Genomic DNA, 16,700 nt, shown 5'->3' with positions numbered 1-16,700 from the left:
TTTAAAATTTTTTAAAGCAATGAAACGGTGTTTCAATGGAGAATAGTTATGAATTTATCTATTAAACAAGAACTGGAAGCTCGCTATGAAAAGGAAGTGTGGATAGATACCACTCTTGGAGAAGCCTTAGAAAACTGGGCTGAAAAATACCAGGATAAGGTAGCAGTCACATTTGACCAAGTGGATTATTCCTACGAAGATTTAAATGAAAAGGCAAGTAGAGCTGCAAATGGACTGCTGAAAATGGGATTCAAGCCAGGAGAACACATAGTGGTTCAACTTCCAAATTCTTACGAATTCATAGCCCTTGTCTTTGGAATGTTTAAGGCGGGAATTATTCCGATTTTCGCCCTTCCTGCTCAGAGGAAAAATGAGATATATGGAATTCTCAAAAATGCAGATGCTACTGGATACGTAATAGCGGATTCATTTATGGGATTTGACTATTTAAGCCTAGCAGATGAAGTGATAGAGATGGGCTATGAGGGAAAAGTTCTGGTTTCAGGAGACTGTAAATCATTTCTTTCCACTGAAGATTTGTACAGAGAAAGCGCTGACGTGCTGGTAGAGAATATATCCCCTAGTTCTGTGGCGTTATATCTTTTGTCAGGTGGAACTACAGGAATACCAAAGCTTATTCCTAGACGACACGGGGATTACCTTTACATGGCAAGTCAGGTGGCAAAAAGATGCGAGCTAGATGAAGAAAGCGTGTATCTTGTTTCCCTTCCTGTTGAGCACAATTTCCCATGGGGGTGCCCTGGAGTTATCGGAACCCTTTTGACAGGTGGTCGAGTTGTAATCGCTTCTGTTTCAAGTCCTGATGAAATTCTAGGTCTTATTGAAGATGAGGGAGTTACTATAACAGCTCTTGTTCCTGTCCTTGCTAATATGTGCATCGATTTACTTGAGTACGACGATTTTGATTTATCCACACTTAAGGTTGTTCAAATCGGCGGCTCAGTTCTTGATCCAAACTTGGCTATGAGAATTGAGGAAAGTTTTGAATGTACATTACAGCAGGTATTTGGAATTGCAGAAGGATTAATCTGTACAACAAAACTTGAGGATGATGATGAAACCAGATTTTACAAGCAGGGCACACCGGTATCCAGCTATGATGAGCCTCGAATTGTAGATGAAGAGGGAAGAGATCTGCCGGCAGGAGAGTTCGGTCATTTGATTACTCGCGGTCCTTACACTATTTACAGTTATTTCAAGGGTGCCAAAGAGTGTGTAGATGAGCAGTGCTATTTCCTTACAGGTGACAGGGCTAGATTCTGCGAGGATGGAAACATCCAGGTAGTTGGTCGCCTTATGGAAATGATTAACAGAGCTGGAGAAAAAATAGACCCAACAGAACTTGAAGACATGCTTGTATCTCATCCGGAAATCGAGGATGTGCAGGTTGTTGGAATCAAGGATGACAATCTAGGTGAAAAGATATGCGTGTTTATCAGGGATGATGAAGAGTCGTTAAAGCTTAATGAAATCAGAGAATTCTTGATAGCTAATAAGGTGGCGGCCTTTAAGCTTCCAGATCAAATCAAGTATGTTTCTGATTGGCCACTTACAAATGTGGGCAAAATCAATCGCAAAGAACTTAAGAAAATGGGAGAAATAATATGAGCAAAGATGTAAAGAATGAGGCTATAGAGTTTATAAGACAAGAGTTAGCTAAGCAAATGTCGGGCGCTTCATTTTCTGATTCTGATAACCTTGTTCAATTTGGTCTTAGCTCAATTATGGTAATGCAAATTTCCAGCCGTCTACGTAAATACGGATTGAGAATTCCATTTGCAAAGCTTTTTGCCACTCCAAATGTAGATGCCTGGATAAAGCTGATTGAATCTGCAGAAGTAAAAACTAAAAAGAGAGACAAAACCAATGAATCTACAGAAGCAGACAATAGCCCATTTCGATTGACAGATGTTCAGTATGCATATCTTGCTGGGCGAGATGAGGAGAGAACTCTTGGAAAAGTTTCTTGCCACGCATATATGGAATTTGATGGCCGGGATATTGATGCTGCAAGACTTGAGGATGCATGGAACATGGTCCAAAACAAACATCCAATGCTTAGAGCAAAATTCTCAGAGGATGGCATGCAGCAGTTTATGGAAGCTCCTTATTCAAAGGAGATAACAGTTGTTGATTGTACCAAGGCCTCTGATGATGAGATTGAAAAGCAGATAAACAGCCTGCGAGAGTCTAGAAGTCATAGAAAGCTAAAAGTTGCCCTTGGTCAGGTGGCAGGACTTGCCCTTATAAAACTTCCTGACGGTAAATCAAAGATGATTTTAGATGTAGATTTACTAGTTGCCGATGTGGCCAGTATAGGAATTATTTTAGATGATTTGGCCGTGGCTTATGAATCAGGAAAGCTTACGCCTTTAGGAAGCTATAATTTCAAAAATTATTTGGCAGACCAGGCAAACATAGACAGCCAAAAACGCCAGGAGGATATAGAGTTTTGGAAAGGCAAAGTGGATAACATGCCAGAATGTACTCCAAACCTACATCTTAAGGTGGAGCCTGAAAAGCTTGAAACTCAGAAATTTGAGAGAAAACAAAAGGATATCCAGGCTGATTGTTGGAGCAAAATCAAATCTATAGCCGCAAAATATGAAATTACTCCATCGATGGTGCTTTTAACGGCATACTGTCTGGTTGTTGAAAGATGGTGTAATCAGGAATCCTTTTTTGTAAATCTTCCTTTGTTTGATAGAAAAATGGAGGATGAGAATGTAGAAAAAATGGTGGCAGATTTCACTAATCTACTTCTTGTTGACTATTGCAGAAAAGCTGGGGAGACATTTCTTGATACGTCTATACGGATTAAGAAAACATTTCTTGAGAACATGAGCCATGATTCATGCTCAGGAGTTGAGGTCCAGCGAATGGTGCAAAAGAAAAATGGAAACATGAATATTGTTGCACCTGTTGTTTTTGCCTGCAATATCGATGCTTCAATTGAGACAGCAAATTCCAGAAGAGTTTTTTCTGATATGAGCTATATGATTTCCCAGACTCCTCAGGTGTGGCTTGACTTTCAGATGTATGAAAGAGACGGCATGCTTAAAATATGCTGGGATTCTGTAGTGGGACTTTTTGAAGAATCAATGCTTGAAGATATGCAACAGGCTCTTGTAAATCTTCTTACAAAGCTAACGGATGAAAGTCAGTGGAAGGAAGTTCACGACCTTCTTCCAGAATATCAGCTTGGTTTCTATGAAAAAGAAATCGAGAATGTGAAAGCGTACCTTGCAAAAGACAAGAGCTTAATTACGGATGTAATGAGTGCATGTCTTGAGGCGCCAGATAGCATTGCTCTTATTGATGCCATAGATGATAAAAAGGTTACCTACAGAGGCCTGCTTGAAAATGCCTCTAAGGTGGCAAATTATCTAAAAGAAAATGGTGTTAAACCAAGAGATTATGTAGGTGTGAGAATACCACGCTCGCTAGAGCAGATTTATTGCTGCATGGGTGTTTTGATGGCGGGAGCCTGCTATGTGCCTATAGGAGCGGCTCAGCCAAAGGAGCGAATCAAGCAGCTTTCATCCCAAATTGATTTAGCCGTTGTGATTGAGGATTACTCACAGGTTAATTCAAGAGAAAATAGTCTTGATGCATACATAAACTCAGGCGAGGATAGCGCCTATATCATAATGACATCAGGTAGCACCGGTGTTCCAAAATGCGTTGAGATTTCTCACAAAAGCGCTATGAATACAATCGATGAGGTTACAAGACTTGCAAATGTGGACAGTAATTCTGTTGCTTTGGCGGTTGCTTCCTTTGACTTTGATTTATCCGTTTATGACATGTTTGGAATACTTGGAGCAGGCGGAACACTAGTTGTATTAGATGAAGAGAATGCTAAGAATCCAGAAAAGTGGGCTCAGGCCATAGAAAATTACGGGGTCAATCTATGGAACTCAACTCCAATGGCTTTTGATATGTGTGTTACTTATTTTGAAAGCTTAGGAGAGCCGCTTAGTGTGGATACAGCTTTACTTTCAGGTGACTGGATTCCACTTGATTTAACAAGTAGATTTAGGAAGCTAAATTCCGACGGAAAAGTCATTGCTATGGGTGGCGCTACAGAGGCTGCTATTTGGTCAAATTATCTTTTTGTTCCAGATACTATTCCTGATGAATGGAAGTCTATTCCATATGGTAGACCTCTTGCTGGTCAGACCTATCGAGTGGTAGATGAGCTGGGAAGAATTTGTCCATTTTATGTGGCAGGCGAATTATGGATTGGCGGTCACGGTGTGGCAAAGGGCTATAAGGGTGATGAAAATCTTACTAGTCAGAAATTTATAGAGGATGAGATTTCTTGGTATAGAACAGGTGACCAGGGAATGATTTGGGATGATGAGTCTATTGAGTTCTTAGGACGCAAGGATCATCAGGTAAAAATCAAAGGCTACCGTATCGAGATTGGCGAGGTAGAAAGCGGCATAAACAGAATTGATTACATCAAAAACGCTGTAGTCTGCATAATTGATGAAACAAAGAGAAAGAGACTGGCAGCGGCAGTGGCTATAGATGAGAATCAGTTGCCAAAAAGCGATTTCGATGAAGAAAAGCTGGTGGCGGATATAGAAAACTATATTCCAAATTATATGGTTCCAGAAATATTCAAGCTGATGGATTCGATTCCAGTAACAGCCAATGGAAAGCCAGATAGAAAAGCTATTAAACAGCTTATTGAGGATGAACTTGTGGGAGAGTCTTTTGTGGCTCCACAGGGAGATATCGAAAAGGCCATATATAAAGTTTGGTCTGAAGTACTTGAGATTAAAGAAATATCTCGAGAAGACAATTATTTTTCAATTGGTGGCGACAGTTTAAAAGCTGTTTCCATAGTTTCAAAATTGAAAAAAGAGGTTGACCCAAGTATTAAGTGGACAACCAACATGCTATACAAATCTCCAACAATCAAAGCACTTGGCCAAATCGTAGAGGCCAACATGGAAGAAATGGAGGAGGATGTTATTTAGGCATCTAGTAGACACTTATTAATTTGCAACATGAGGTGAATAATGGAAAAGCTAGATTTAACCAAAGAGATTAAAGAACTAGAGTTGAAGAATATCCATATTTGGTGCGAGGATAATCAATTGAAATTCAAAGCGCCAAAGGGTGCAGTTACACCAGAGATAAAAGAGTTTTTGATTAATCGAAAAGAAGATTTCATTGTATTTTTAAATAACAATAATAAGCTTCTTACTTTTTCAGAGGATGAGGGAGCAAGATATGAAAAGTTCCCACTTAATGATATTCAAAATTCATATGTAATGGGACGTAGCAATACCTACGAGTTAGGTGGAGTTGCCTGCCATGGATACCTAGAAGTAGAGTTCGATGAAGAAATTGATCCAAAGCTTTTAGAGCGAGCATGGAACAAAGTAATTGCAAAGCACGACATGCTAAGAGCAATTGTATTTGATGTAGGTTATCAGATTATTCAGGAATCTGTTCCTTATGTGGATGTTAAATGCATTGATTTAAATAATGGAGCAGATAAATCAGAAGTTGAAGCCTTAAGAGCTGAGCTTTGTGACAAGCAGTATGAGCTTGGAAAATGGCCAATGTGTGATTTGGCAGTATCCCTTGAGGGAAAGAAGAGTATTGTTTACTTTTCACTTGATATGTTGATTGCTGATTTCTTAAGCATGAACTTAATCCTTAATGACTTAGAGAAATACTATCGCGATATCGATGCTCCTATGGATAAGACTATTAGATATCGAGATGTGATTTTATATCAGGATAGATTAAAGAAGATAACTAGTCCTGCAAAACGTGAAGCAGAAAATTATTGGGAAGCAAAGCTTCCTACTATGGGAGAGGCAGCGGATATTCCAGTTATTAAAAAGATTGGAATCGAAACAAGCAGCTTTACACAGAAAAAAGTTTTCTTTGAAAGAGAAAAATGGGAAAAGCTTTGCAAAGTGGCAAAGGATAATCAGGTTACAGCATCTGTTCTTGTACTTTCAGTCCTTTCTGAGGTGGTAGCTAGATGGTCAGGAAATGATAAATTCTGTATCAACTCCACCATGTTTACCCGTCCACTTGAGGTGGAAGGTGTAAATGATGTTGTTGGTGATTTCACAGATGTAAATATTACTTCAATCGACATTGACCACAGCAAGACATTTTTAGAGCGTGTTCAGAAGATTCAAAATGATTTGTGGGATGATTTGGAGCACAACCAGATTTCTGGTGTTGAGGTTCTTCGTCGACTTACAAAATACAAAAAGAAAAATGTCATTATCCCCGTGGTATTCACAAGTACGCTTGGACTTGCTAGCTCTGATGACGCCACAGTAAAGCGAAATGTCATTTACAAGATTAGTCAGACTCCACAGGTTTACATTGATTGCCAGGCTTGCGATGAAAATGGCGGCGCAAAGGTAAACTGGGATGTAAGAGATGGCGTGTTTGATGAGGACTTAATTGATCAGATGTTTGAAAGTTTCAAGCAGATTTTGATTGATTTTGTAGATAACACAGATGCCCTTCTTGAGAAGAAGGAGCCAATTGAATTAAGTGCAGAAAGTCTTAAGGCAAGAAATGAGGCCAACTCATTTGTAAAAGAATATGCACCAGAAATGATGCAGGATGGATTTTTAAATTCTCTTAATAATCATCCTGACAAGATAGCTCTCAGTACAGATGAAACACACCTTTCATACAAGGAGCTTTCTAGATATGTACAGACTGTAGCGGAGGTGTTAAAGGAAAATGGCATTCAACCTGGCGATAAGATTGGTATTGATATTGACAAAAGCCATTATCAAGTTGCTGCAGTTCTTGCAACACTTATTTGCAACGGTACATACGTGCCTATCGATGTAAGACAGCCAAAGGCTAGAAAAAATAAGATTACCAATTCAGCAAATATCAAGGTTGTTCTTACAGATTCTGATTCAGATACATATGAGAATTGTAAGAGTGTAAATGTAAAGAATCTTACACTTTCAATGAATGATTTGGATGTAAGCGGACAGGTTACAGATTATGACCGCTTGGCATACATCATATTTACATCAGGTACAACAGGTGAGCCAAAGGGCGTTTGTATCACACATAGAGCAGCTATGAATACTATCTGTGATGTAAATGATAGATACGAACTTGGCGAGGAAGATGTATATCTTGGACTTGCAAATCTTTCATTTGACTTATCAGTGTTTGATATTTTCAGCAGCTTTAAGGTGGGAGGAATGCTTGTGCTTCCTACATCATCAAAGATTGCTGACCCAGGATATTTATATGACCTGATGCTTCTTAGACGTGTAAGCTTCATAAATGCAGTTCCAGCCCAGATTCAGATGATTGTAAATTATGTTGAATCAGCTAAATCTATCAAGAAGTCAAGCTGGCTTAGAACTGTAATTATGTCGGGAGATTGGATTCCAGTAAATCTTCCAAAACGTATATACGAATTCTTTGAGAATGTAAGAGTAGTGAGCAAGGGTGGAGCCACAGAGGCATCTATCTGGTCTATCTACTATGACATCAAGCCAGGGGAGACATTTGAAAAGAGTGTTCCTTACGGCAAGCCAATGGCAAATCAAAAGTTCTTTGTTTTAAATGAAAGCTTAGTACCATGTCCTGATTATGTAACAGGAAATCTCTATATCGGAGGTATTGGTCTTTCAGCGGGATATTTAAATGACAAAGAAATGAACGATGCAAAATTTGTGTCACTTCCAGAGAATGGTGAGAGAATCTATAGAACAGGCGATAGAGGCTACTACAGACCTGATGGAAATATAATTTTCATGGGCCGTGAGGTAGGCGATGAGCAGGTTAAGATTCACGGACACAGAATTGAGCTTGCAGAGATTCGTTCAGCACTTACAGAGTGTACTGGTGTTGATAGCGCTGTTACATTCACAACAGGTGAGAAGGCTGAGGAGCTGAAAATTGCTGCAGCAGTTACACCTAGAAGAAAAGCAGCTGCTACAGAGTACACAGTAGATGAGGCAGAGCAGAATTGGTCAAATGAATGCGCTAAAAAGTGCGAGGAGTTTATCGATGGCGACTTGCTTGAGGCTTGGACAAAGAAGTCTGAGGAAGTGGTTGTAGGTGATATCTATAACACATTTGTATATTACAAGCTTTTTGATGAGCTGGGAAAGAAGGCATCTTTTGATGATGTAGTAAATACAATCGGCGTTCCAGAAAAGCTCTACAAGCTTACAAAGCGTTGGTTAAACGTACTTGTAGAAAAGGGCGTTTTAGCTGAAGAGGATGGCCAGTATTATCTCATTGAAAACAATGTGGAGCTTGATAGCAAAAAGCTTTGGGAAGAATTTGCTCAGGCAGAGGCAGACTTTGAATACAGCAAGGAGTTCTTCAAGTACTTAAAGATGTCTAGTGACGTGCTCCCAGAGATGATTAGAGGAGATGAGAATCCTCTTAACATTCTCTTCCCTAAGGGAGATGTGGGACCTGCCATGGCATCTTACCATGACAACAAAATTAATAGAGTTCAAAACGGTATTGCAAAGACTGAGATTATTAATCTGGCAAAGCGTTCATATGCTGAGAATCCAGAAAAGACATTTAGAATTTTAGAGGTTGGAGCAGGTGTAGGTGGAACAACACTTGATTTGATTCCAGAGTTAGACGGTCTTAATGTAGAGTATCACTTTACTGATTTGTCTACATTCTTCTTAAATAACGCCAAGATCAACTTTAAGGATTATGACTTCCTTAAGTATGGAATTTTTGATATTAATCAGGATTTCTCAGAGCAGGGATACGATGCATTTTCATTTGACGTAATACTTTGTGCAAACGTGCTTCACAATGCAAAAAATATTCACTGGGTACTTGATAACCTTAAAAATATGCTTGTTGATGGCGGTATCATGACAGTCCTTGAGGAGACTAGAGTAAGCTACATTCTTCTTACTTCTATGGAGTTCAAGGATGGTCTTACTGGATTTGAGGATGAGCGTGCAATTGAAGACCAGACATTCTTTACAAGAACACAGTGGGAGAACAACTTTGCTGGCGCTGGTGGAAATATTGTATTTGAATTCCCAAGCAAACAGTCAAAGCTTGATATCACAGGACAGACAGTATATGTAGTCAGATATCAAAGTGAGTATGAGCAGCTTGATAAGAAAAAGGTGCTTAAGGAACTTTCTGAGAAGGTGTCTCCTTATATGATGCCAAGCAACTTGCTGGTACTTTCTGAGCTTCCACTTACTGCAAACAAAAAGGTGGATACAAAGAAGATTAAGAGTCTTCTTGAAGTGGTAGATGCCACAGGAGACGATGCCTTTGTTACAAAGGAAATGCCAGAGACAGACCTTGAGAAAAAGGTAGCTGCAGTTTGGGCAAGAGAATTAAAAATATCTGATGTGGGAAGAAATGATAATTTCTATGACATTGGTGGTGACTCACTTTTAATTGCTCAGGTTGTAGGAAAGATGGTAGAGGAAATCGAAGAGGCAAAGGACTGGGAGTGGAGTTCACTTCTTACTGAGATGATGCAGCATCCAACAGTAAAAGAAATCTCTATTCAGATAGAGAAGTTCTTAAGCTCAAGAGATGAATTCGTAGATCCATCCCTTATCAAGATTAAGGAAAGCAAGAAGGAAAATGCCCAGTCTGTTGCAAAGGTACTTTTCCATGCTGGTACTGGTACATTATCCGCATATACGGAATTCATGACTTTACTTGAGCAGGATAGCAAGGATGATGAAGCGGTACTTGGTTTCTCATTTGGTAATGAGGCAGAGTACGTTTCAATCAACACTCCAGATACATTTAAGGTACTTGGAAAGAAGTATGGCGAGATTCTTAGAAAGCTAGGATATAAAAATTACGTGCTTATTGGCCACTGTGTAGGTGGACTTATCGCACTTGAGTCAGCTCAGTATCTTAAGGATAACGGACTTAGCGTTTCTGATGTAACACTCATCAGTGCAACAATTCAGAAGAACAAGGCACAGACAGCCTTTGGTGGACTTAACGATGAAATCTACTACAAGGCTCTTCGAACAAGTCTTGATAATGAGCTTCTTTTGGAGAGAACATTTGCAAAGCTTATCAATGCAAATGAGCTAAAGGCTGGATATACAATTCCTGAGGAAAAGATGCAGGAAGTTATTCAGTACATCGTTAAGGAATTAGATGCCAATGTTTCTGCTGATACACTTTGTGCATTAGATGGAGAATACAAGGAAGTTGGAGATGAGTTTAGACGACTTGCAAGTAAGCCTCTTTCTGAGAGATTAAATAATTTGTACTCTGCTATTGAACGCTCTGACTCTGAGCTTATGGAACATGAGAGAAAGTTACTGAATACCCTCTTTAACATTTTCTCGCAAAACTTTGGCTGTGTAGCTTTCCATGTTCCAAGAGAGTACACAGGATTCGTTAGAATTTTCTCCTGCGAGATACAAGGGGCAAGCTTCTACCAGGAATTCTTCGGAGAAGACTATGAGACCTGGAAGCAGTACATCAAGGGCGAGCATACATTTGAGCTTATTAAGGGTCAGCACTTTGATTGTATCGTAGGAGAAAATCTAAATAAAAACATTGATAGAATTTTAGATTTTAAATTAGAGGACTAAATGGAGGTGCACTTTGAATACTATAGGAATTCTTGGTGCCACTGGAGCTATTGGAAGTAGAACTCTTAAACTTTTGCAGGGAAAATACAAACTTAGAGCTTCGTATTTACGTAATGAAAGACAGTCCACAGAGGATTGTGAATACATGCGAGTAGATGTCTCTAAGGAAGAGGACCTGCGAAAGTTTATGGATGGTCTTAGCGCAGTTATTAACTGCGCTGGGGCGTCCTACTTAAATGGCGAAAGGGTATCAAAAATAGCTGGAGAACTTAAGATTCCATATATAGATCCATCTGGGGAAACCTTTTTGGAGGACAAGCTGGAGGAACTTAAGAAAGACAATATTTTTGTTTTATCTAGTGGATATTTTCCAGGCCTTACAGGAGTGCTTATGCGAAATACTTGTGAGGGCTTTGATGAACCATTATCAATCAGTGGCTATAGCGTAAGTGAGGAGATTCCATCTCAATCAGCGATAGAGGATTTCATTCTCACAAACCTTTCTGGCTTTGGTGTTACAGGAAGCTACTACGAGGATGGCCAGATTAAAAGAGATGACACTCCAGTTGTGGAGATAATTCAAAATATGCCATATCAGCTTACAAATTATCTTTCTGTGGAGGCTGAGCATATTGCAAGAGAATTTAACCTTAAAAAGGCTAATTGGTATAACGCATCCTTTGGGGAGGAGATAATAGGTAAATTGCAGCAGGCAATTATTGAATTCCGCCAGGGAAGTGATAGATACAAGGAAACTATAAAAGAGGTTCCAAAGCTTTTTGAAGAAAAGCTTAAAGATATAGAGGGCTATACATACATCTATGTAGAAGGCCAGGGAACAAAAAACGGTATGTTATATTCAAGCAAGTCTAGTGTGAAATGTAGCTGCAGCAGTGAGCTTAGTGCTCTTATTGCAGCAAGCACTGCCGAGTTTGTTTTAAATAATAAAGTCGACCCGGGAATTCATTATGCAATGGATTTACTTAAGCCAGAAGATGTTATCGCAAGGCTTGAAGACTTAAATGTTGAATATAAACATAGAGAATCTTTAGAGCAGATTTTTGAAGTAGGGAAGGAGGATAGCTTTGAAGAATACGAAGAGGGCGTTATATAACGTTCATATTTTGGGAGACAAAAACGCTCCCAAAATCCTGCTTGTGCATGGGGCAGGATTTTACTGGGAAACATGTTTCAAACCATTTATCGATGAGTTCAAGGATAATTATTGCTTGATTATTCCTGAACTTGAGGGCCATAGCAAGGAGGACCCATCCTACATGAAATCAATTTCTGGTACAGCTCAGTTGATTTCTAATGAACTATTAGAGGTGGGAATCAATCAGATTGATGTGGCTTATGGAATTTCCCTTGGAGCATCAATTGTATGCGAGATTGGGCTACAGAAAAAGGTCAAGATTGACAAGATGATTCTGGACAGTGGCCAGTACATTTCCATGGGAGAAATGACAGATCAGTATTCGAACTTTATGGCTGATGCGTTTATCGCTTTGGAGCAGGGAGTACATTTTAACTCTCCTGTAAAAGAAAGTATGGGATACGAGAACAATGAGGATGTAAAGGCACTTCAGCCACTTTTAGGTGAAGGAATCTCAAGAGAGACACTTTACAACACATTTAAGGCTGTATATGAGTACGATGTGAGAAATGCTACTGAAAAGTTAGATAGTTCAGTTGTAATTATGTATGGTACTAATGAAATTTACGCACCTCAATCCACACCAGTTGTTTCATCGATTTGCATTAACGCACCACTGGAAGTGACTATTGAAGATTGTGGACACGCCCAGGCTTTATCAGAAAAACCTGAGGAGATTATGGGTGTAATTAAAAACTGCCTATAAAAGTAAGGCCCCTTGAAAAAGCAAGTGGAACAACGATATACTATGTCGTGAATAAAACGCTGTTTTAATGGAGGGACATTATGGCACTTTGGGTAGAAGAGGCAACTGAAAATATTTTAAAAGCTGCAAAAGCTGAGTTTATGGAATGTGGTTTTTTAAACGCATCTCTTAGGACAATTGCAGCAAATGCAAAGACTAGCCCTAGATCTATATATACGAGATTTTCTAACAAGGAAGAGCTTTTTGCCTTCTTTGTTAGTAAGCATATGGACTATTTTTATATGACATTTAAGGAATATTTAAATGGCATGTCTGGAAGGCCGGTTGCTGTGCAGATAGCTAATAGACAGGGAGAGTCAAGACACTGTTTATATGAGCTAACAGATTATTTATATGAAAACTTTGATGAGTTTTACCTTTTAATCTGTTGTTCAGAGGGAACAGAATTTGAAAATTTTATAGAAGAATTGGCTTCCATTGAAGCAAAACATACCATCAAGTTTATTAATACTATTTCGTCTAAATCAAAGGAAATTGATTATGATTTTATTCATTTTATGAGTAGGGCATTTTTCGATGGATACTTTGAGATAGTAAGGCATAGATATGACAAGAATAAGGCCATGGAATATATTGATAAGTTGATTAAATTTAATGAAGCAGGTTGGAGCCAATTCCTCTAATAATTAGGAGGATAATATGAAAAAAGATAAGAATAATGGTTTAAAGCGTTTATTATCTTTTACTGGCAATAGCAGAGGTTTACTTACTGTAGCGCAAGTTTTATCAGGAATCAGTGCAGTATTTATTATGGCACCTTTCCTTTGCGTATTTTTTGCGGCAAAAGAGTTGGTTGTAGTTTTTGCAGGTGAGACACTTAACAGTGCAGCACTTGTAGGTTGGGGAATCAAAGCTGTAGTCGCTGAGTTTATTGGGTTATTACTTTATTTCATTGCTTTGCTTTGTTCACACGTAGTAGCCTTTAGAACAGAAAAAAATCTTAAGATGGCAGCACTTCGTCATCTTTCAAAAATGCCACTTGGTTATTTCGAGGCAAATCCAAGTGGTATGCTCAGAAAAATCATTGACGATAACAGTTTCCAGACAGAGACATTTATCGCACATCAGTTGCCTGATTTAGTCGGAGCATACGTAACAATGATTGTAAGTTTGGTTGTTATGGTGGCTTTCGACTTTAGAATCGGTATTCCACTTTTCGTATTATTTGCAATTAGTTTTGTGCTTCAGGGAGCTCTTATGGGCAAGGAGAGCATGGAATTCATGAAGACATATCAGGATGCCATGGAGACTATGAACCATGAGGCAGTTGAGTATGTCCGCGGTATTTCAGTAGTTAAGGTATTTGGACAGACAGTTGAGTCATTTACCAAGTTTACAAAGGCAATTAATGACTACAAGGAAAATGCTCTTGCATATACACTTTCCTGCAGAAAGGGTATGGTAGCTTTTTCTTCACTTATTAATTCAAGCTTTTTGGTGTTAATTCCAGCAGGTGTATTGGTAGCTCTTAATACAAATGATTTGCTTGGCTTTACTCAGAAGTTCTTATTCTACTTGATTTTCACACCAGCTTGTTCAGTAATGCTTAACAAGATTATGTACATGACTAGCTACAAGATGCAGGCCGAGGAGGCAATGCGTCGTATCGATACAATCCTTACAGCTACACCTATGGAGGATGCTAGAGACCTTCAGAAGTCAGAGGGATTTGATATTGAGTTTAAGAACGTTACATTTGCATACGAGGGAGCAAATAAGAATGCAGTTGAGAACCTTAGCTTTAAGGTAAATGCAGGAGAGAGCACAGCTATTGTAGGACATTCTGGTTCTGGTAAGACTACAACAGCAAGCCTTATTCCTAGATTCTATGATGTTAATGATGGCGCCATCCTAATCGGTGGAGTGGACATCAGAAACATGAGCCAGAAGGATTTGATGGAGAAGGTTTCTTTCGTTTTCCAGAATCCAAAGCTTTTCAAGGAGTCATTGCTTGCTAATATCTGCGCAGGTCGTCCTGGTGCCACAAGAGAAGAGGCGCTTGAGGCAGCACATCTTGCACAGTGCGATGACATTTTAGCAAAATTCCCACAGGGAATTGATACTGTTGTAGGTACACAGGGCGTGTATCTCTCAGGTGGTGAGACTCAGAGAATTGCCATTGCAAGAGCTATTCTTAAGAATGCTCCAATTGTAATTTTAGATGAGGCTACCGCATATGCGGATCCAGAAAATGAAAGCCAGATTCAGGCTGCATTTAAGGAACTTGTAAAGAACAAGACAGTTATTATGATTGCTCACAGACTTTCTACTATCGTTGATGCTGACCAGATTTTAGTTATGAATGAAGGTCAATTAGTAGAGCAGGGTACACACCAGAATCTGGTGGCAGCAGATGGTGAATATGCAAAGATGTGGTCTAACTATCAGAAGACTACAAATTGGCATATTAAGAATACATCAGATGCAGAAAGTGAGGGTCAGGCATGTTAAAAAGAATATTTGCTCTTAGTGATGGTGGCGCAAAGGATTTAAAGAAGGGAATTGCAGCTACAGCTATTTATAATATTTTATTGATGTTTCCAGTTGGAATCATGATGCTTCTTGTACTTGAGATGCTTACAGGCATTGATACAGGAGTATTTGAAACTGATTTTGGAATTGGTGGATTTATTGCACTTACATTGATTATGTATGTGATTATTTTTATCTCTCAGTGGATTCAGTATGACAAGACATACACAGTTGCATACGAGGAGAGCGCAAATAGACGTCTCACTCTTGCTGAGAAAATTAGAAAGCTTCCACTTTCATTTTTCGGTGAGAAGAATCTTGCTGATTTAACAACCACAATGATGGGAGATTGTACAGCTCTTGAGCGAACATTTTCAAATGCTATTCCACTTATGCTTGGAACACTTACTATGTTTGCAATATCAGCTGTTTGCTTGATTGTGATTGATTGGAGAATGGGACTATGTATTTTAGCACCTGTTCCTGTTGCAGCACTTATTGTTATTTACGCAAGAAAGGCTCAGCAGAAGGCAGAGGCTGCAAATATGGATGCAAAGAGAACAGCCTATGATGGAGTTCAGGAATTCTTAGATACTATTCAGGAAATCAAGTCATCTTCTAGAGAAAATGAGTACTTAGGCAAGATTGATACAAAGCTTGAAAATGTAGTTAAGGCATCTTTCAAAAACGAATTAGCTCCTGGCGCTGCTACAACAACAGCTCAGTTTGTTCTTAGATTTGGTCTTGTACTTGTTCTTTTAGTTGGTGCAAAGCTTGTATCAGACGGTACACTTAGTATTCCATATTTCATTATGTATTTGATTATGGCAGGCCGTATTTACGATCCATTTAACTCATGCTTCATGCTTATGGCAGAGATTTTTTCTGCAATGGTTAGTATCAAGCGCACAAAAGAGATTGAAGCTATTCCAGAGCAGTCAGGAAGCCGTAATTGCCAGAACAATGGTTATGACATCGAGTTTAAGGATGTTGAGTTTGCTTACAATGATGAGAAAGTTTTAAAGGGTGTTTCATTTGTTGCTAAACAGGGTCAGGTTACAGCACTTGTTGGACCATCAGGTTCAGGAAAGTCTACTGTATCAAGACTTGCATCAAGATTCTGGGATGCCAACAAGGGAAAGATTACTCTTGGCGGCGTAGATGTTTCAAGTATCGACCAGGAAGTGCTTCTTAAGAATTTCTCAGTTGTTTTCCAGGATGTACTTCTTTTTGATGACACTGTCATGGAGAACATCAGACTTGGTAGAAAAGATGCTACTGACGAAGAGGTCATTGCTGCTGCTAAGGCTGCATGCTGCGAGGAATTTATAGATAAGCTTCCTGAGGGATACAACACAAGAATCGGTGAAAACGGAAGCACACTTTCAGGTGGTGAGCGCCAGAGAATTTCTATTGCCAGAGCACTTCTTAAAAATGCTCCAATTGTTCTCCTTGACGAGGCTACAGCATCAATGGATGCAGAGAGTGAGAACCTTGTTCAGGATGCGCTTTCAGTACTTCTTAAGAATAAGACTGTAATTGTAATTGCCCACAGAATGAGAACTATCGCAAATGCGGATCAGATTATAGTTCTCGATGATGGCAAGGTCGTAGAGTCAGGCAAGCCAGAGCAGCTTATCACAAGCGGTGGCTTATATTCACACATGGTAGCCCTTCAGAAAGAAGCGTAACT

The 16,700-nt window shown here is 39.2% G+C and carries 8 protein-coding genes; all 8 read left to right on the top strand.

What is annotated here, in order from left to right; all coding sequences use genetic code 11:
• Positions 1–48 precede the first annotated feature (48 nt).
• The 8 genes from BLP50_RS04560 (at position 49) to BLP50_RS04525 (ending at position 16,698) form a co-directional block, all read left to right on the top strand.
• Positions 49–1,629 (top strand): (2,3-dihydroxybenzoyl)adenylate synthase, encoded by a 1,581-nt coding sequence (locus BLP50_RS04560; protein WP_090151726.1) that lies wholly within the window; start codon positions 49–51, stop codon positions 1,627–1,629.
• Positions 1,626–5,012: a non-ribosomal peptide synthetase gene (locus tag BLP50_RS04555; protein WP_090151723.1), complete on the top strand. Its 3,387-nt coding sequence runs from the start codon at positions 1,626–1,628 to the stop codon at positions 5,010–5,012. The genes BLP50_RS04560 and BLP50_RS04555 overlap by 4 nt, the downstream gene beginning before the upstream one ends.
• A 42-nt stretch (positions 5,013–5,054) precedes the next feature.
• Positions 5,055–10,613, top strand: coding sequence for a non-ribosomal peptide synthetase (locus BLP50_RS04550; RefSeq protein WP_090151720.1), 5,559 nt, complete (start codon positions 5,055–5,057; stop codon positions 10,611–10,613).
• Between the two features lie 13 nt (positions 10,614–10,626).
• Positions 10,627–11,727, top strand: a complete 1,101-nt coding sequence (locus BLP50_RS04545; protein WP_090151716.1) for an NAD-dependent epimerase/dehydratase family protein — start codon at positions 10,627–10,629, stop codon at positions 11,725–11,727.
• Positions 11,699–12,475 (top strand): alpha/beta fold hydrolase, encoded by a 777-nt coding sequence (locus tag BLP50_RS04540; protein ID WP_090151714.1) that lies wholly within the window; start codon positions 11,699–11,701, stop codon positions 12,473–12,475. The genes BLP50_RS04545 and BLP50_RS04540 overlap by 29 nt, the downstream gene beginning before the upstream one ends.
• 80 nt (positions 12,476–12,555) lie before the next feature.
• Entirely contained in the window at positions 12,556–13,158 is a 603-nt protein-coding gene (locus tag BLP50_RS04535) for a TetR/AcrR family transcriptional regulator (protein WP_090151711.1), read from the top strand.
• Positions 13,159–13,174: 16 nt separating this feature from the next.
• On the top strand, positions 13,175–14,986 hold the full coding sequence (locus BLP50_RS04530; RefSeq protein ID WP_090151708.1) for an ABC transporter ATP-binding protein: 1,812 nt from the start codon (positions 13,175–13,177) through the stop codon (positions 14,984–14,986).
• Positions 14,980–16,698, top strand: coding sequence for an ABC transporter ATP-binding protein (locus BLP50_RS04525; RefSeq protein WP_090151705.1), 1,719 nt, complete (start codon positions 14,980–14,982; stop codon positions 16,696–16,698). Before BLP50_RS04530 ends, BLP50_RS04525 begins: the two co-directional genes overlap by 7 nt.
• Positions 16,699–16,700: the final 2 nt, after the last annotated feature.

Origin of the sequence: Pseudobutyrivibrio sp. AR14 (assembly GCF_900101325.1) — a bacterium.
Classification (GTDB): Bacteria; Bacillota; Clostridia; order Lachnospirales; family Lachnospiraceae; genus Pseudobutyrivibrio.
The sequence above is the reverse complement of the archived record's forward strand: the minus strand, read 5'-3'. Positions and strand labels throughout refer to the sequence as shown.